The following is a 16,156-nucleotide window of genomic DNA, read 5'->3' as shown; positions in this document are numbered from 1 at the left end:
GCTCCTGGAAGTGGTCCGGAGTTCCCCCCCCGCCTGGGAGATATCAATCTGTAGCCATAGCCCGGATCCCAATAGAGGTGCTCCTATCTATCTACCCATCCGAGGCGGAGTTTATGTCCTTTCAGCCTGGGCCGCTCACTTTATGGGGAGCCTCGCCGCCGGATCTCCAAGCAGCAGGTATCCCCGCAGATCATTGCGTAGCATCCACAGGTGGCCCTGCCGCACCGGGTCGGTGGGATCCGGGCTGTCGTACAGTGCTGCGTCTTCTCGAGCCTGGTAGCCCGCCATCAGCTGCTCATTCACCTCCCGGTAGGATCGCATCAGCGCGTCCAGCGCCAAGCCCACCCTGCTGCCCTCCGCCAGCACCTCCAGTGATGAGAGGATCCGTGAGGCGTCGCCGCGTTCCGGGTCATCCTCTTTTGCGAAGGAGGACACCCAGGCCAGATCGCTGTGTCCAATGATGGCCAAAGGGCCTTGCCTGTTGGCGAGCAACGCTTGCGGCAGCGCCGAAAGGAATGGGCGCTCGCCTTCTCGCGGCAGGCTCCTGAGCACTGCCTTGGGATTCCCCGTACGGATGCCTTGCCTTTCCAGATGGGATAACCATGCGTAGAAGGCACTATGGGAGGGTGTCGCCGCCCCAAAGCACGCTACACAGAACCACATGCCGCCGGGCAGGAAGGGGAGCTCACGCACCACGTCCGCCGTGAGCGTCTGGTCGGACCCGAGCGCCAGCGCGCCCTGCTTGTCTCGCTGCTCCTCGGGTGAGGCCCATCCCCTGCGGGGGGCACCCAGCCCGTGCGACACCGAGAGCATCACTCCCGCGCAGAGTTCTCCCGCCGCGCGCAGCAGAGCCTGCGCGTCTGCCTCCGTCTGAGTGACTTCCTGAATGTCCAACGCGAGCCTCTGCTCCTTCCACCTCGAGTGCATCACCTTCAGGCACTGTTTCACCAGAAGCTGGTGCCCCAGCTCCGTCGCCGGAGTGCCATCCCGCGCGGTGTACAGCAGCGCGCGAGCAGCCTCCTCCAGATCCGTGCGCGTCTCGTACACCACCACCTTGTTTGCGTAGGCCGTGTAGCCCACGAGGTCCGGCTCACCGCTTGGGAGCCCTACATGGAGTCGGCCCACGTATGCGCTGTGCGCCAGCACTTGCTGCAGTTCAAGGGAGACGTGGTGCAGATCTCCCAGGATGAGCAGGTATTTGGGCCTCTCCCTCTCAGGGATGGCGCGCAGTACCTCGTTCCTCCACTTCACGGCCGCCGCCGCTCCCTGGCCCGGTGGCACGCGGAAGCGCGCCGCCGGCATGCGGTCCCTGCTGCCCTGTTCCTTCTCCCGGTGCTCGATGAGCGGGGCGATGGCGCGCAGGAGCGAGTCCCCCAGCTCGCCGTCCGGGACGATCACGCCCCAGCGCTGGGCCGCCAAGTCGTTCGGAGGCGCGCTGGGGCGCTCCCAGGATGGCACCTCGACACGGCCTGGGAGCTGGGTGGGTTTGGGCACCTCCCGCGCGGATTCGATCTCGAGCCCTTGATCCAGCACCGGCTGATGATCCTCCGCATGCGCAAGAAGGAGTTGAAAGCCTGGCCCAGGCACGGGATCCACCCCTTTTGGCAATTGACTCATGGAGAAGCTCCTCTCAAGTTCATCAAGTCCCTGACTCAGCGACCTCATAGGACCAAGAGGGCGCGCATATGACTGTGACTCCGCTCACATCTGACGAGTGACCTTCTTCACAGCGCTCCCGCGATCGTTGCTGCAAAGTGATGCTTACCTGGGCACTGGAGAATCGGAGCCTGGGTCAAAACAAATGCGAGGCCTGCTGATATGAGGACTGATTTGAGACTCGTTCATTGGGGTGCGCTCTGTATCAGTTTGATGACTCTTGCAGTTGGCGCGCCCGCTGAGGCACAAACAAGACCCGCGGTTGTCCAGGTACCGGCGAACGCAGCTCCAGCCGCCCCCAAGGGCATGGAAGTGAAGTGCATACAAGGGCCTGATACGTTGGCCCCAGCCACCCACTGCCCTGTACTCAAGTGGAACGGCTACACCTACTGGGCCTTCAGCTATGTCGACAACCGCATCTCCATAGGCATCGTCGCCTATAACTCAGCGGGCGAGGTCGTCGCACAGTGGGAGAAGCCTGGGTCCCGTTACGTGTACGCCATCCCGGTGGATGTCATGACCAAGACGGTGACATTCGCTGGCCAATCGGGCGCGAAGATCACGGTGAAATGGAGCGAACTGCTCCTACAGGAAGTCAAACCCAAACAGCTCTCGACTGGTGGAGAGCCGCTTCCTGCCAAGCGCGCCAGCGCAGACAAAGTCTAGATGCAATGCCAATCAGCTAGAGGTGAAGTGCCGAGAGAGAGGAGATGAGAGCGATGTCACTGGAACTGCTGCTGATGCACGCGGACGACTCCTGTCCGACCCTGGAAGAAGGGCTTCCACTCGAAGCCGCTTCTGACCAGCCTGGACCCGCTGCCAGCGCGATGCCGGAGCACCTCTGGGATTCGGGCGGGAACCCGAATGACCTGCCCGCGCAGCGCTGGGGGCTGGTGGTTCCGGAAGGGCCAACCGGGGATCGGCTCCTGGCACTGATCGAGCCCTTGCGCAGGTTGCGCCAGGAAGAACAAGGTGCTCCGGTCCGCGTCTACCGGGCTCCGCCCAACCTGGATGCCCCCATGGCAGCTCGCTGGAAGAACGGCGTACTCCACGATGAGTCCGTGCCGGAGGCGGATCAGCCACGCTACCTTCTCCTGCTCGGGGACCTGGACCAGCTCTCGCTCGAGTTGCAACAGGTGCTGGGGGGGGATGGGTTCATCGGACGGCTCGCCTTCTCACGGGACGAGGACTACGAGGCCTATGCCGACAAGGTCCTGCACTGGACGCGGAACCCCTCCTCTACTCAGGCGCGCGCGCTCTTCTATACGGCGCATGATGGCACCGGGGCGACAACCGTGGGCTACCGGGACCTGATCACCCCCAGCCTGAAGACCTGCCGCGAGCGCCTGGAGCTAGGCGACTTCCCAGCGCGAGAGATTCTTGAACTCGGGGATCACGCGGACTGGTCCGTGGACAGGTTACTGGAGAATGCGGCGGCGGCCGAGCCGAGCCTGCTGTTCTCCTTGAGTCACGGACTGGGCGCGCCGCGCCAGGGTTGGCGATCCGTGGACGAGCAGCGCGCACTCCAAGGCGCGATGAGCCTGGGCTCCGGGCCTCCGCTGGATGCCTCGGCTCTGGCGAGCCGGCCCTTCCTCCCGGGCGGGCTCTGGTTCTACCTGGCCTGCTTCGGCGCGGGGACCCCCTCGCGGAGCGCTTTCCACACCTGGCTCTCCCAGCTACGCGACGCCGGCCAGTTCTCAGGCCGGCTGGACCGGTTGCTCGCCTCGCTGCCTCGAGAGGGCGAGAAGCCCTTCGTCGCCGCGCTGCCCAAGGCAGCGCTCGCCAATCCCCAGGGCCCACTGGCAATCGTGGGTCACATGGATCTGGCCTGGACGTACAGCTTTCAGGAGCCGGGCAAGGCGATGAAGAACCGGCCCTCGCGCTTCATGGGCCTGATGCGCTCGATGGTCTCCGGGCGCCGCGCCGGGGTGAGCTTGAGTGCGCTCCTGCGCTTCTTCAACGAGGCGAACGTGGAGCTCACCGCGCTCTACGACCAGGAGGCGGAAGCCAGGCTCCAGGGGCGCACGCTCCCAGCGAACATGGCCCAGCGGGCGCACTTGTGGATGCTGCGTCAGGACGTGTCTGGCTACGTGCTGTTGGGAGACCCCGCGGTGAACCTTCCTGTCTCGTCCGAGAAGGCCAAGCCCGCATCTCTCGCTGTGTCAGTCCTCAGTATGCCAGTGGCCTCCGCGCCAACGCTTCCCGCGACCGAGGCAATGGCCGAAGCAGTGCTCGCACTGCTTTCGGGGGAGGAGAGCCCCAAGGATATCGCGGCGCGAGTGGGTGTGCCTCTCAAGCAACTCCGCTCCTGGGAACAGGTCTACAAGGAGGCCGGACAGGCCGCGCTGGCTCGCCTTCGGGCGAGCGGCTGAGGCCGCACAGTGCCAAGGAGCCCGCATCACGAGCCGTCTCTCGAACTTGTATGGGTAGAACGTTGTGACAACGATTGAAAGAGGTTTGACATGCGTACGGTGATTCTGAGTGATCTGCACCTGGGGAATGGCCCGGAGTACGAAATCTTCGCGGGAGCCAGGGAGCTTCCCGAGTTTCTCGACACACAGAGCGAACCCACTCGGGTCGTGCTGAATGGAGACGCGGTCGACTTCCTGATGAACGATGATCCGCTCGTGCTCGACACGCAGCTAGCGGTGGAGCAGGCGCAGGCTCTGGCCTGCTGGCCCTCTACGGCGGACGTGTTCGCCGCACTCGGGCGCATCCTGGCCAGGGGCGGCGAGGTCATCATTCGCCTGGGCAATCACGACATCGAGCTGGCCCTGGCCGAGGTCCAGACAGTGTTTCGCGAGGCACTTCGCCAACCGCCCGAGATCGCTGCGAGGCTCGCGTTCATGCGCGGGGACTCGCCGCTGCTGCTGGACGTGGGCGGGGCGCGGCTGCTGATGGCGCACGGCGACCACACCGACAACTGGAACAAGGTCGAGTACGCGCACCTGCCTGGACCCGGGGCTCCGACTGGCGCTGCGGCGAAGGATTACCAGTACGCCGCCGGCTCTGTGCTGGTGAAGACGCTGCTCAATCCGCTGAAGGCCCGGTACAGCATGAAGTTCGCGAATCTCCTGGCACCCGACTTCCAGGGGGCGGTGCTGGCGGCGCTGGCGGTCAATCCTTCAGCGGTCAAGCTGCTGTTCCAGAGCACTTCCCTCGACATCCTCTGGCAGTTGTTCCGCAAGTCGCGGATGCCGCTCAACTTCGATCCCGGCGAGCCGGGGCCAGTGGACCTGGGGTTGGCCAGCACGCTGGATGGGGCGGGCCTCTCCAACGTGGAGCGTGAGGAGTTGGAGGCGGCGTTGAGCGACACAGCGATGAGCTTCGATGGGGACGAGGGCGCGCTGAGCCAAGCCCGCCTCAAGGTAGCTCGAACCGTTCTGGGGGCCTACGCGCGCGTGCAGCGGCTGATCGTTGGCCAGAGCGGTGAGCGGCACTTCAGCCTGGAGCCTACCAATGAGGAGACCCAGGAGGCCCAACGTCTGGCGGAGAAGTTCGGCGCGGGGGCTGTTATCAGCGGCCACACCCATGCGGCGCGCTGGAAGGTGGACTCCAGTGGGGTTTATGCGAACTCCGGCACATGGATCTGGCTGATGCGGCTGCCGTCGCCGGATGCGTCCGATGAGATCTGGGCGGACTTCCTCGAGGAGTTGCAGCGCAACCCCGGACTGGATCCCGCGCGGCAGCACCTGGCGAAGCTGGAAAAGCGATTCACCGGGATTCTGGCCGAGCCGGACCCGAAGGGTGGAGCGACGGTGTCGTTGGTGCAGTGGGAGCACCCGGATGATCCTCCCAGGACGCTCAGAGCGCTGGCCTCTACGCACGTGCCCGCAGCCTGAAACGCCAGCGGCCGGAACCCTTTGAAGGATTCCGGCCGCCGGACTTCATTCTGGAGCGGGAAAAGGGATTTGAACCCTCGACCCTCGCCTTGGCAAGGCGATGCTCTACCGCTGAGCTATTCCCGCATCTGTCTGCCCCGCCGCCGCGTCACCGCGCCGTCGAAGTGAGCGCGGATATACCCACCCGCATCCGGCACGTCAAGCGTTCTGTGTGTCGGTTCCTCCACCTCGCCTGGCCAGCATGGAGAGGAACGCTCGGAAGTACACCACCGCGCTCCACACCGAGAACGCTCCCGACAGGTACACCAACACCTTGCCCACCTTGTTGTAGTCCACCGTCACCACCTGCCACCCCAAGTCCAACGGATGCACGTAGTGGACGCAGAGTGAAATCACCCCCACCAACTGCAGGCTCGTCTTCCACTTCCCCTCCTGCCCCGCCGCAATCACCATGCCCTCGCTCGCCGCGATGGTCCGCAAGCCGCTGACGATCAGCTCCCGCGCCAGCAGCACGATCACCACCCACGCCGCGATCCGACCCAGCCGCACCATCATCACCAGCGCCGCCATCACGATCAGCTTGTCCGCCAGTGGGTCCATGAACTTCCCCACCACCGTGATCAGGTTCCACTTACGCGCCAGGTACCCGTCCACCACGTCCGTGATGGCCGCCACCGCGAACACCACCCCCGCCATCAACGAGTAGTACGGGTCCGCGTCGTACGTGAACCACACGAACACCGGGATCAGCAGGATCCGCCCCAGCGTCAGCATGTTCGGCAGGTTCCAGAACTCCTGCACGAGGACGCTCGGCTTGCGCGCCGCCTTGCGCCTCGCCCGCTCCTCCCGCTTGCGCTGCCTCTTGGTGGCTCGGTCCATGAGCCCCCCTTCTAGCGGACTGGCAGGCTGATGAGGGCAAATCCTTCGCCACTCAACTCCACTGCCGTCTTCAGGACTTCTCCTCCCACCCCCTCCAACAGGCTCACCACCTTCGGCGTCAGGTTCCCCTGCCAGCCCACCAGGTAGGCCAACGGCACCGTCACCGCCGCCTCCATGCCCACCCGCACCGAACGCAGAGGCCCCGACAGGCTCAACAGCACCTTCCCGTTCCCCCTCAGGTGCACCAGGTCCAGGTCCGGAGCCACCTCCGAGGGCACCCGTCCGTTCTCGAACATCACCGGCTCCTCGAAGGCGAACAGGCACTCGTCCCGGAAGTAGGCCGACTCATCTCCCAGGTCCACCGCGTGGAACGTGCGCTGCTCGGCCGGCTCGATGAAGAGCACACCCCGACCCGTGGCTCGCACCACCCGCGCCGAGCCCTCTCCGAAGGGCTTGTCCGTCGTCCTCCCCCGGAAACGCTTCATCTCCGGCTTGAAGGCCAGCGAGCCCGTGAAGGCCACCAATCCATCCAGCCGCGTGAGCAGCTCTCCCTCCACTCGGGCCGAGAAGCCGCTGGCCCCCACCGTGAAGGGGCTCTCCGCGCTGGCGCCTCCCAGTTCCACCCCGAGTGCCAACTCTCCCAGGACCGGCACCGCCCCACCCCGCCAGGCTTGCTGCCCGGTCCCTCCCGAGACGGCAGCCAGGGGCATGGGCGGAGGCGTCGGTACCGCCGGCTCCACTCCCGCAAGCTGCTCCGGATGCGCCTCCAGGATCTCGGCCGTCTCGGGAGACGCCAGAACGGCACCCTCCACCTCGCTGACCGGCAACGGAGGAGGAACTGCTTCGACGGCCGCCTCGGGCGCACTCTCCAGTGCAGCCTCGGGCAACGCGAACTCAGTCGTCTCGATGGAGGGGACCTCCTCGACGGCCGCCTCGGGCACGCTCTCCAGTGCGTTCGCCGGCACCGCGAACTCTTCCGTCTGACCGCCGGGAGTCTCCTCATGCTGCGCGATGGCAGCCAGATCCTCCGGGTTCTCGGGCTCCGCAGTCAGCACCGGCATCCCGTCTTCCGAGACATCCTCCACCGAGAGCATCGGCAGGTTCGGCGCTGGGACCGGAGCCGTCTCGGCGATCTCCGCCATCGGAATGCCCGGCTCCTCGTCCACGGAGATGGCGAAGTCCGTGCCCTGTCCCGCGGCGGCGTTCGATGCGGCCATCACCGGGCCCTCGGCACCGGAGTATTCGCTCTCGGGAGCAGGCGGTGGGGCCTCCTCGGCGGCCATCGCGGCCTCAGCGCTCGGAGCAACTTCCTCGGGGGAGGCCTCCTGCGCCGGAACCGCGCCCTGCTGCGAGGAATCATCCAGCCCGAACTGCGCGCCCCAGTCGTCTTCGGCGGCCTGTGCGGGCGGCTCCTCGGGTACCGGTACCGGTGTACTCGACACTCCAGACTGCTCCGCAGCGGCCTGCTGCGCCGGAGGCTCCTCCACCACGTCGATCACCAGATCCGCGCCCGTGGGCGGTGGCGTCTCGTGCGTCGGCCCCCCACCCTGCCCCCGGCCCTCCTCAGCGCCCTCCGCGCTCCCTCGCGCCTTGACTGGCTGCGCCGGCGACGGCGCACGGCTGTAGCCCTCGCCCTCGATGGCACGGCCCATCTTCTCCGCCATCGCGTCGCTGCCGGCCTGGATGAAGTGCTCGCGCGCCCGGCCGTACTCACTCTGCTGCGCCAGCGCCAATCCCAGGTAGTTGTGCGCCTTCTTGTGGTCCGGCGCCAAATCCACCGCCACTTCGAACTCGCGCACTGCCCGCTGCAGCGCGTTCGTCTTCAGGTACACCAGGCCCAGGTTGACCCGCAGTGTCGGATCCACCGGGTTGTCGCGCACGAGCATCTCGTAGAGCTCCGCCGCCCGATCGAATTGCCCCAGCTTGAAGTACGCCAGCCCGAGAAGGTTCTGCCCCTTCTCGTTCTTCGGCTGCAGCTGGTGGGCGCGCTCGAGGAAGTCCTTGGCCTCGATCAGCTTGCCCGCTGCCAGCAGCTCTCCCCCCTGGTAGAGGAGGTGCAGGAACTCGTCGTCAACGGGACCCGACTCCTGCCCCGTCGCTCGCGTCGTCGCCATCGTTGGTCGCTTCGCGGGGCTCGTTCTGGGCGAGCCGCTCGCGCTCTTTGTAGTGGTAGTAGAGCTGGAGGACCTTGCGCACGTACTCCTGCGTCTCCTCGTAGGGAGGAATGCCCCCTCCGTTCCGGCGCACCGCGTCCGGCCCTGCGTTGTACGCGGCGATCATCTTCACCATGTCCCCTTCGAACTGGTTGGCGAGCACCCGCAGGTACCGCACCCCCCCGTCGATGTTCTCCTTCTCGTCGAAGATGTCCTTCACGTACATCTCCGTCGCAGTCTGGGGCATGAGCTGCATCAGCCCGCATGCTCCCTTGGGAGACACGGCGTTCGAGTCGAAGTTGCTCTCCGCGTGCATGATCGCGCGCACCAACGGAGCAGGAATCCGGTAGCGCTTCGCCGCCGTGACGATGTGCGGCTCCAGGTCCGCCGGAGCGCTCGCACGGCCTCGAACCGGAGCCGAGGGCGCCTGCGCCTGGGTGAAGGTGCCCTTGAGCCGCTTCGCTCGCTTGCCCCCCGGCGGAGGCACGTTCGTGTAGACGATCGTCCCGTCTTTCTCGACGTAGCGGTAGATGCCCTCGGCGGCAGCGGCCCCCATGGGGAGCATCAGCAAGGCTGTCAGGAGGGCGAGGCCAGGGCGCATGGCCCCCAAACCTTAGACGGCTGCTCGAAAGTCCTCAAGAAAACGCCTTGTTTCCAGCACTTACACCCATTAAGGCTCCGCCCATGCCCCAGCGCTTCGATTTCCTCGTCCTGGGTGGCGGGGTGGCCGGCCTCTCGTTCGCTCTCCAGGCTGCCCGCCATGGCTCCGTCGCGGTGCTCACCAAGCGCGAGCGCTACGAGAGCAACACCCAGTATGCCCAGGGGGGCATCGCTAGCGTGCTGGCCCCCACGGACTCCTTCGAGGCCCATGTCCAGGACACTCTCGTCGCTGGCGCCGGAATCTGCCACCAGGACGCGGTGGAGGTGACGGTGCGCGAGGGCCCTGATCGCATCCGGGAGCTCGTGGCGCTCGGCGCGGAGTTCAACCGGGCCGTGTCGGGCGAGTTCGATCTGACGCGCGAGGGAGGCCACTCGGCGCGGCGCATCATCCACTCCGGAGACATCACCGGCCGAGAGGTGCAGCGGGCCCTGCTGGCCGCGTGCGACGAGCAGAAGAACATCACCTTCTTCCCGAACACCGCCGCCATCGATCTGATCCTGGACCGGCGCCCCAGCCCGGGCAGCGGCAGCCGGTGCCTGGGCACCTACGCCCTCTCCGAGAGCGGGCACATCGAGACGTTCCTCGGCAAGGTGACGGTGCTGGCCACGGGCGGCGCGGGCAAGGTGTACCTGTACACCTCGAATCCGGACGTGGCGACGGGGGACGGGGTGGCCATGGCGTACCGGGCCGGCGCGAAGATCGCCAACATGGAGTTCTATCAGTTCCACCCCACCTGCCTGTACCACCCGGAGGCCAAGAGCTTCCTGATCAGCGAGGCGCTCCGAGGCGAGGGCGGCAAGCTCCGGCTGCGCAACGGGCAGACCTTCATGGAGCGCTACCACCCGCTCGGGGCGCTGGCGCCTCGCGACGTGGTGGCCCGAGCCATCGACGCGGAGCTCAAGCGCACCGGTGATGACTGCGTCTTCCTGGACATGACGCACCTGGGGCGCGGCTTCCTCTCCGAGCGCTTCCCCAACATCTACGCCACCTGCAAGGCCTTCAACATCGACATGGCCGTGCAGCCCATCCCCGTGGTGCCCGCGGCCCACTACATGTGCGGCGGCGTGGTGACGGATCTGAATGGCCGCACCTCGGTGGCCGGGCTCTACGCCATTGGCGAGGTGGCGCAGACGGGACTGCATGGCGCCAACCGGCTGGCCTCCAACTCGCTGCTGGAGGGGCTCGTCTTCGGGCACCGCGCCGCCCAGGTCATCGCCGAGGAGGCACGCAGCCTCCCGACGCTCCAGCACGAGCCTCCCGAGTGGGATCCCGGCAGCGCGGTGGATTCGGACGAGAGCGTCGTCGTCACCCATAACTGGGACGAGATCCGCCGCCTCATGTGGAACTACGTGGGCATCGTCCGCACGGACAAGCGGCTCATGCGCGCCCGGCGCCGGTTGGATCTGCTGCGCGAGGAGATCCGGGACTACTACTGGCGTTTCAAGGTGACCCGGGACGTCATCGAGCTGCGCAACATCGCCGACGTGGCCCACCTCATCGTCGACTGCGCCAGCCGCCGCAAGGAGAGCCGCGGCCTGCACTTCACGCTCGACTACCCGAACACGGACGAACATCACTGGCAGCGGGACACGGTCGTCTCGCGGGAGATCTGAGGACCGATGGCGCGCTCGCCTCGCATTCTCGATCCGTCCCCCGGGGAATCCCCGCCGCCGGAGCAGCCACAGTCAGCCCCACAGCCCCGTCCTCGCTGGACGCCGGTGTGCGGCACGCTCATCGCGAGCTGCGTCGTGCTGTACCTGCTGGGGCACAACCACCTGCTGCCCGCCCTCTCCTCCAAGCCGGATGGGATGGAGCTGGCTCAGAGCGGTATTCCGCTGGCGCTCTATGGCCCGCTCGTCCAGCAGGGTGAGTACTGGCGGCTGCTGAGCTGTGTCTTCGAGCACGGCAGCCCATTCCACCTGCTGTTCAACATGATGGTGGTGTACTCGCTCGGGTTCATGCTGGAGCGCAGCATCGGGAGCTGGCGCTTCCTGGGCCTGTGCTTCGTCACGGCGCTGGGAGGCTCGGCGCTCTCGCTCTTCGTCGACTTCGATCGGCCCATGGTGGGGGCCTCGGGGATGATCCTGGGCTGGGCAGGCGTCATGCTGCCCATCGCCACCGAGCAGGGACGGCGGCAGCTGGGCATCTGGCTGGTGCAGATGGTCGTCATCAGCCTGATTCCGGGCGTGAGCTGGGCGGGCCACCTCGGGGGCTTTCTGTTCGGGCTGCCCTGCGGTATCGCCTTGAAGCTCGGGCGAGCGGTCTATGCACGAGCGCTGCCGCTCATTCTCTTCATCACTGCGGTGGTGGCGATGTTCGCCGCCCACCCGGAACGGCGGTGGGGGTTCTGACATGGACGTGCGAACGGTGTGTGTCTTCTGTGGCTCGCGGCCAGGCTCGCGGCCCGAGTTCCTTGCCGCGGCCCAAGCCCTGGGTGAGGAGCTGGCTCGCCGCAAGATGACGCTCATCTATGGAGGGGCCAGCGTGGGCCTCATGGGCGCCTTGGCGGATGCGGCGCTCTCCGCGGGAGGACGGGCGGTGGGCGTGCTCCCCTTGAGTCTGCAGCAACGGGAACTCGGCCATCAGGGGCTGCACGAGCTGCACCTGGTGAACTCCATGCACGAGCGCAAGGCGTTGATGGCCAAGCGCGCGGATGCGTTCGTCGCGCTGCCGGGGGGCTTCGGCACCTTCGACGAGCTGTTCGAGATCATCACCTGGGGACAGCTGGGGCTGCACCAGAAGCCCATCGGGCTGCTGGACGTGGGCGGCTACTTCCAGCCGCTGATCGCCATGGTCCGCCGCGGCGTGGAGGATGGCTTCGTCCCCGAGGCGCACGAGCGCCCCTTCGCCGTGAGCGGCTCGGCGGCGGAGCTACTGGACCGGCTGCAGGCCGGCCCGACCATGCAGGTGACGGAAAAGTGGATACGCCGGACCGAGGAGACGTGAGCCTGGTCACGAGAAGAGGAATCTCCGCTTCTCAGTTCGTGTCTGCTTGCCTGGCACGGGCGATCTCCGCGCGGATCCACTTCCCGTAGAAGGACACGCTCGTGTACTCGGAGAGCTCCACGGAGCTGCCGTAGTACGTCTTGGCGATCCCCACCAGTTCCAACGTGCCTCCCTTCTCGCGCAGGCATGGCCCACCGCTGTCACCTTTACGGCTGTAGGCGGCCTTCTCTCTCACCAGCACGCGTTCCTTGGCTCTGTAGGGCTGCCGGAACAGGACCGGCTTGCCCACCAGGAACGTGCTTCCGCTCTCCTCAACACTCGCGATCTCGTTGGTACCCGAGCGCCGCAGCCCACGCCCTCCAAGCCCGTCATCCCCATAGCCGACCAGAGTCACGGGCTGGTTGTATTGGACCTGTTCCATCGCCAGCGGCACGGGCTTCACGCCAGCAGGCTTGTCCGCCAGGACGAGCACGGCGATATCCGCACGGCTCGACAGTTCCTTGTTCTGGCCGTCGTAGCGAACCTCGAGCTGATCGTGAGGCCTGACGGCGCCCATGTGCTCATGGGCCCGCGCCACCCCATCTGGTTCGTAGGTCACGATCTTGATCGTCGCCGTTGGCGAGCAGACGGTCGTATCAATCATCGTCCTGCCCTCACCGTCTGCGACAGGCAACGAATGGGGAGAACAGACGCAATGCCCCGCCGTCAGGACCAACCTCGGAGCCACGAGCACACCGCTGCAGGGCCCACGCCCCCCGTCAACGAGCACGGTCGCCAGATAGCGATTCCTCGTATCCACGGTGCTTTCCGAGACGATGGATTCGCCGGGGCCTGGCTGAATCTCGGCAGGAACATATTCTCGCGATGAACCGCCCGTGCCCGGCGCGGTCGCACGACAGCCTGCTCCCAGCACCAGCGCGGTGAGCATCCCTATGCAGGCGATCTTCGATGGCTTCCCAGGCATGTTCCCGCCCTCACGGCGTTGTCGTTGACCGTCGGAGCTCTTTTCGCAGCCAGTCTCGGTAGGGGTACGTGCTCGTGAAAGTCGCTCCCTCGCCGAGATTCCTGCTCGAGATGCCTACCAACTCGAGCCCAGCGGTGCTCGCTCGGAAACAGGGCCCTCCACTATCACTCCGATAGCGATGTCCTCCGGGCTGCGTGACCTGGACTCGCTCCGCTCCCGGTTCGAGGAACTTCTCCACCCTGTTGACGCAGAAGCGGCGCTCACTCCCGAAGAAGTCGCTGACCTCATCGTAGCCGTACCCCACGATGATGACGGGGGCGCCGACCTGAACCTCCTCATCCGCTAGCAAAGCCGTGGGCACCTCTTCTCCCAGCGGCTTCTCCAATTGAATGAGCGCCAGATCCGCACGGCTCGACACCACATGCCCCTGCCCGTCCATGAGCACTTCGAATGAGGGATGGGGATGAATCGAACCTGAGTACGTCCTCCCCTCCCCTCCCGATTGCTCCCGCCCTCCCTCCTTCCACCGCAGATAGCGAAAGGCCTCCACCGTGGCCGCCGTCGCACATGCGGAGCTATCGATGATCGTCCCTTTGTCGGCCTGGGGCGTGACAGTGCTCCTCCGCTCGCACACACAATGGCCAGCTGTGAGGACGAACAGCCGCCCGATGGCAACCCCTCCACAGGTTGTCCAGAACCCATCCCGAAGTCGGGCCTTCACCATCACCGCCGATGCGTAGCGATTGTCGACGTCGATCTGGCCCGCGAGCTCGATCAGCCGCTGCTCGACGAGCAGGGATTCAGGCTGCCCCGGCCCCAGATTCTCGAGCGCGACCACGGACTTCGAAGGGACACTCGATGCATCAGACGCTTCGGACCTGGAGGAGGGACACCCCTGGCACCCCAGGAGTCCCATCAGCAGCAGGATTGGGAGCTGCAGGAAGCAACCGGAGCTCCGCACGACCGCCTCAGCGCGCGTGCACTCGCAGCTCGGCGTGGCCCAGCGTGGAGGCCAGTCGCAGCTGCACGTGCGTGGCGCTGTCCGGAATCACCGGCGTGCCGTCCGGCAGAACCTTCGGGAACCGCACCCGGTAGGCCACCCAGAACACTCCCAGGTACGGATACATCGACCGCATGTCCAGGTTCGCCCGGCCAATGCGCTCGATGCTCACCGGCTCCACCTCCACCGATGGCGTCAGCATCACAATCCGCCAGATCGACTTGCGCTGCGCCAGATCCTCGAAGCGCAGATCGTTGACGTGCACGCCCAGGTAGAACTCATTGAACTGAGCCTCCTCCGCGTGCTCCTTCGCCAGCAGCTCCTCCACCCTCGCCTTCGGCAGGAACTGGAACTCCGCCAGCCGCCGCACCCGCGCCTCGCGGAACGGCGCCGTCTGGAACGTCGCCCCCGCGAACAGCCGCGTGTCAAAGCCGTCGTAGATCTCCGCCCGGTCCGAGAACCGGTTGAAGATCTCCTGGTACGCCTGCTCAGCCCGCCGATCATTCAGCTGCGGAGCCGGATCGCCAATGGTCGGAGGCGTCGTGGTGCAACCCGACAGCAACCCCAGCAACGCCGCGACGCGGAACCCCTTCTTCACGGGATGAAGTCCTTGCGGTTGAAGAGCGTGAAGAGCCGGTAGCCCGCGGCCTCGACCGCCTCGCGACCACCCTCGAGCCTATCCACCAGCGCGAACGCGCCCAGCACCTTCAAACCCTCGGCCTGTGCCCGCTCGATCGCCTTCAGCGTCGAAGCCCCAGTCGTCACCACGTCCTCGACGATCGCCACCGGCGCGTTCTGCCCCAGTGCGCTCAACCCCTCCACCCACTGCCCTGTCCCATGCCCCTTGGGCTCCTTGCGGACAATGAACGCCTCCAGCGGCGTCCCCGCCAGGTAGCTCGTCAGGCTCACCGCCGAGGCGATCGGATCCGCCCCCAACGTCAGGCCTCCGACGCCCACCGCCAGCGGCGCCTCGCGGATGATCGCGTCCAGCAGCAACCGCCCCACCAGGAAGTGCCCCTCCGCCAGCAGCGCCGTGCGCTTGCAGTCGATGTAGAAATCCGACTCCTTGCCAGAGGAGAGCACCACCTTGCGCTGCTCGAAGGAGCGCTCGGTGAGCAGCTCCAGGAGCCGCGCCCGATCCCGAGCCAGCGCGCTGTTCATCTACAGTCCCTCCAGGTACGCCACCAGCTCCGCCGAGTACCGCAGCTGCATCAGCAGCTCCGCCCGGCGGGACTCATCCAGCGAGGTGAACACGTCCGCCAACAGCGAGAGATCCTGGTTCAGCGACCCCAGCCGCTGCGCCGCATCCGCCGCCAGCTCGTCCGCGTCGACCTCTTCCTCCATCGACTCGGGCGCCAGCGAGTCGTCCGTCGCCAGCGCCTTCTCCAGCATGTCCCGCGTGGCCGCGCTCAGCCGCCCTTCCGCCTCCAGCTGATCACGCGTGGCCTCGAGCTGCTCGCGATCCACCGGGCTGGCATGGATGGCCGCCGCCAACGCCAGCAGCAGCGCATCCTCGTCCGACAGCGCCGTGTGGATGCGCACCTGCACGCGATCCCTCTTGAGGAACCGCAGCGCCGCCACCCGCCGGAAGCCGCAGACGATCTGATAGCGGTTCAGCCCGCTGGGACGCACGTCCACCGGGAACAGCAGCCCCAGCCGCGCCACATCCGTGGCCAACTTCGCAATCTCCCCCTCCGGACGGATCCGGAAGGTCGTGTCCCCTTCAATCTGCTCCAAGGGGAGCGAGGCCAGGATCATCTGGTTCGCAATGCGCGGCGGTCCTTCGGGAGCCCCGGAAGCCGACTCCTCCGAAGAGGCCTCGGACTCCTCCTGCGAGCCGTCCGCGGACGGCTCCGCGCCCGCCTCGGGCTGCCCCGGAGTGGATTCTCCGGCGCCCAGCAGAATGGCCTTCCCCGAGGGCTCGTCGGACCGTGCCTCCGAACCTGCAGGCACACCCTCACCCTCTCCCGGTGCCGGGGATGACTCCCCCGGCGCGTCCGGCTTCCCGTCCTCTCCGTCGTCCCTGTTCTCGGCGTCCATCGGCACCCCTGGCTC

General features: G+C 66.5%; 15 protein-coding genes and 1 tRNA gene. 6 read left to right on the top strand and 10 right to left on the bottom strand.

The annotated features are described in order from the left end of the window. Positions 1-135 precede the first annotated feature (135 nt). Positions 136-1,617, bottom strand: a complete 1,482-nt coding sequence (locus KY501_RS00910; RefSeq protein ID WP_224360421.1) for a hypothetical protein — start codon at positions 1,615-1,617, stop codon at positions 136-138. A 345-nt stretch (positions 1,618-1,962) separates the two neighbouring features. On the opposite strand from KY501_RS00910, the gene KY501_RS00905 reads away from it, so the two are divergent. From KY501_RS00905 to KY501_RS00895, 3 genes are all read left to right on the top strand, one after another. Then, positions 1,963-2,322 (top strand): hypothetical protein, encoded by a 360-nt coding sequence (locus KY501_RS00905; protein ID WP_224360420.1) that lies wholly within the window; start codon positions 1,963-1,965, stop codon positions 2,320-2,322. A 53-nt stretch (positions 2,323-2,375) separates the two neighbouring features. Next, the gene (locus KY501_RS00900; protein WP_224360419.1) at positions 2,376-4,028 is read left to right on the top strand and encodes a helix-turn-helix domain-containing protein; all 1,653 of its coding nucleotides are present in this window, start codon (positions 2,376-2,378) and stop codon (positions 4,026-4,028) included. Between the two features lie 90 nt (positions 4,029-4,118). Further along, positions 4,119-5,498, top strand: coding sequence for a metallophosphoesterase family protein (locus KY501_RS00895; protein ID WP_224360418.1), 1,380 nt, complete (start codon positions 4,119-4,121; stop codon positions 5,496-5,498). A gap of 51 nt (positions 5,499-5,549) precedes the next feature. On the opposite strand, the gene KY501_RS00890 is transcribed toward KY501_RS00895, so the two are convergent. From KY501_RS00890 to KY501_RS00875, 4 genes are all read right to left on the bottom strand, one after another. Next, a tRNA-Gly gene (locus tag KY501_RS00890) sits at positions 5,550-5,624 on the bottom strand. A gap of 72 nt (positions 5,625-5,696) precedes the next feature. After that, on the bottom strand, positions 5,697-6,377 hold the full coding sequence (gene pgsA / locus KY501_RS00885; RefSeq protein WP_224360417.1) for a CDP-diacylglycerol--glycerol-3-phosphate 3-phosphatidyltransferase: 681 nt from the start codon (positions 6,375-6,377) through the stop codon (positions 5,697-5,699). A gap of 11 nt (positions 6,378-6,388) precedes the next feature. Continuing rightward, positions 6,389-8,491 carry a tetratricopeptide repeat protein gene (locus KY501_RS00880; RefSeq protein WP_224360416.1) on the bottom strand — a complete coding sequence of 701 codons (2,103 nt, stop codon included), beginning with the start codon at positions 8,489-8,491 and terminating at the stop codon, positions 6,389-6,391. Further along, positions 8,448-9,131, bottom strand: coding sequence for a lytic transglycosylase domain-containing protein (locus KY501_RS00875; RefSeq protein ID WP_224360415.1), 684 nt, complete (start codon positions 9,129-9,131; stop codon positions 8,448-8,450). Before KY501_RS00875 ends, KY501_RS00880 begins: the two co-directional genes overlap by 44 nt. Positions 9,132-9,214: 83 nt before the next feature. Here KY501_RS00875 and nadB point away from each other — a divergent pair, with 83 nt between their 5' ends. Genes nadB through KY501_RS00860 form a run of 3 tightly spaced genes read left to right on the top strand, consistent with a single transcriptional unit; the run spans position 9,215 to position 12,137 of the window. Further along, on the top strand, positions 9,215-10,804 hold the full coding sequence (nadB, locus tag KY501_RS00870) for an L-aspartate oxidase (protein WP_224360414.1): 1,590 nt from the start codon (positions 9,215-9,217) through the stop codon (positions 10,802-10,804). 6 nt (positions 10,805-10,810) lie between these two features. Further along, positions 10,811-11,542 (top strand): rhomboid family intramembrane serine protease, encoded by a 732-nt coding sequence (locus tag KY501_RS00865; RefSeq protein WP_224360413.1) that lies wholly within the window; start codon positions 10,811-10,813, stop codon positions 11,540-11,542. A gap of 1 nt (position 11,543) precedes the next feature. Continuing rightward, entirely contained in the window at positions 11,544-12,137 is a 594-nt protein-coding gene (locus KY501_RS00860; RefSeq protein ID WP_224360412.1) for an LOG family protein, read from the top strand. A gap of 31 nt (positions 12,138-12,168) precedes the next feature. On the opposite strand, the gene KY501_RS00855 is transcribed toward KY501_RS00860, so the two are convergent. From KY501_RS00855 to KY501_RS00835, 5 genes are all read right to left on the bottom strand, one after another. Next, on the bottom strand, positions 12,169-13,065 hold the full coding sequence (locus tag KY501_RS00855) for a trypsin-like serine protease (protein ID WP_224361053.1): 897 nt from the start codon (positions 13,063-13,065) through the stop codon (positions 12,169-12,171). A gap of 46 nt (positions 13,066-13,111) precedes the next feature. Beyond that, the gene (locus KY501_RS00850; RefSeq protein ID WP_224360411.1) at positions 13,112-13,939 is read right to left on the bottom strand and encodes a trypsin-like serine protease; all 828 of its coding nucleotides are present in this window, start codon (positions 13,937-13,939) and stop codon (positions 13,112-13,114) included. A gap of 130 nt (positions 13,940-14,069) precedes the next feature. After that, positions 14,070-14,699 (bottom strand): hypothetical protein, encoded by a 630-nt coding sequence (locus KY501_RS00845; protein WP_224360410.1) that lies wholly within the window; start codon positions 14,697-14,699, stop codon positions 14,070-14,072. Beyond that, entirely contained in the window at positions 14,696-15,262 is a 567-nt protein-coding gene (gene pyrE, locus KY501_RS00840) for an orotate phosphoribosyltransferase (protein ID WP_224360409.1), read from the bottom strand. Before pyrE ends, KY501_RS00845 begins: the two co-directional genes overlap by 4 nt. Continuing rightward, the gene (locus tag KY501_RS00835) at positions 15,263-16,141 is read right to left on the bottom strand and encodes a ParB N-terminal domain-containing protein (RefSeq protein WP_224360408.1); all 879 of its coding nucleotides are present in this window, start codon (positions 16,139-16,141) and stop codon (positions 15,263-15,265) included. Positions 16,142-16,156 lie beyond the last annotated feature (15 nt).

The sequence above is a fragment of the Hyalangium versicolor genome, assembly GCF_020103695.1.
GTDB lineage: Bacteria > Myxococcota > Myxococcia > Myxococcales > Myxococcaceae > Hyalangium > Hyalangium versicolor.
The sequence above is the reverse complement of the archived record's forward strand: the minus strand, read 5'-3'. Positions and strand labels throughout refer to the sequence as shown.

Excerpts from the sequence above, each read along its gene's own strand:
- KY501_RS00910 (WP_224360421.1), bottom strand. The coding sequence starts at position 1,617 with ATGAGTCAATTGCCAAAAGGGGTGGATCCCGTGCCTGGGCCAGGCTTT.
- KY501_RS00905 (WP_224360420.1), top strand. The coding sequence starts at position 1,963 with ATGGAAGTGAAGTGCATACAAGGGCCTGATACGTTGGCCCCAGCCACC.
- KY501_RS00900 (WP_224360419.1), top strand. The coding sequence starts at position 2,376 with ATGTCACTGGAACTGCTGCTGATGCACGCGGACGACTCCTGTCCGACC.
- KY501_RS00895 (WP_224360418.1), top strand. The coding sequence starts at position 4,119 with ATGCGTACGGTGATTCTGAGTGATCTGCACCTGGGGAATGGCCCGGAG.
- pgsA (WP_224360417.1), bottom strand. The coding sequence starts at position 6,377 with ATGGACCGAGCCACCAAGAGGCAGCGCAAGCGGGAGGAGCGGGCGAGG.
- KY501_RS00880 (WP_224360416.1), bottom strand. The coding sequence starts at position 8,491 with ATGGCGACGACGCGAGCGACGGGGCAGGAGTCGGGTCCCGTTGACGAC.
- KY501_RS00875 (WP_224360415.1), bottom strand. The coding sequence starts at position 9,131 with ATGCGCCCTGGCCTCGCCCTCCTGACAGCCTTGCTGATGCTCCCCATG.
- nadB (WP_224360414.1), top strand. The coding sequence starts at position 9,215 with ATGCCCCAGCGCTTCGATTTCCTCGTCCTGGGTGGCGGGGTGGCCGGC.
- KY501_RS00865 (WP_224360413.1), top strand. The coding sequence starts at position 10,811 with ATGGCGCGCTCGCCTCGCATTCTCGATCCGTCCCCCGGGGAATCCCCG.
- KY501_RS00860 (WP_224360412.1), top strand. The coding sequence starts at position 11,544 with ATGGACGTGCGAACGGTGTGTGTCTTCTGTGGCTCGCGGCCAGGCTCG.
- KY501_RS00855 (WP_224361053.1), bottom strand. The coding sequence starts at position 13,065 with ATGCTCACCGCGCTGGTGCTGGGAGCAGGCTGTCGTGCGACCGCGCCG.
- pyrE (WP_224360409.1), bottom strand. The coding sequence starts at position 15,262 with ATGAACAGCGCGCTGGCTCGGGATCGGGCGCGGCTCCTGGAGCTGCTC.
- KY501_RS00835 (WP_224360408.1), bottom strand. The coding sequence starts at position 16,141 with ATGGACGCCGAGAACAGGGACGACGGAGAGGACGGGAAGCCGGACGCG.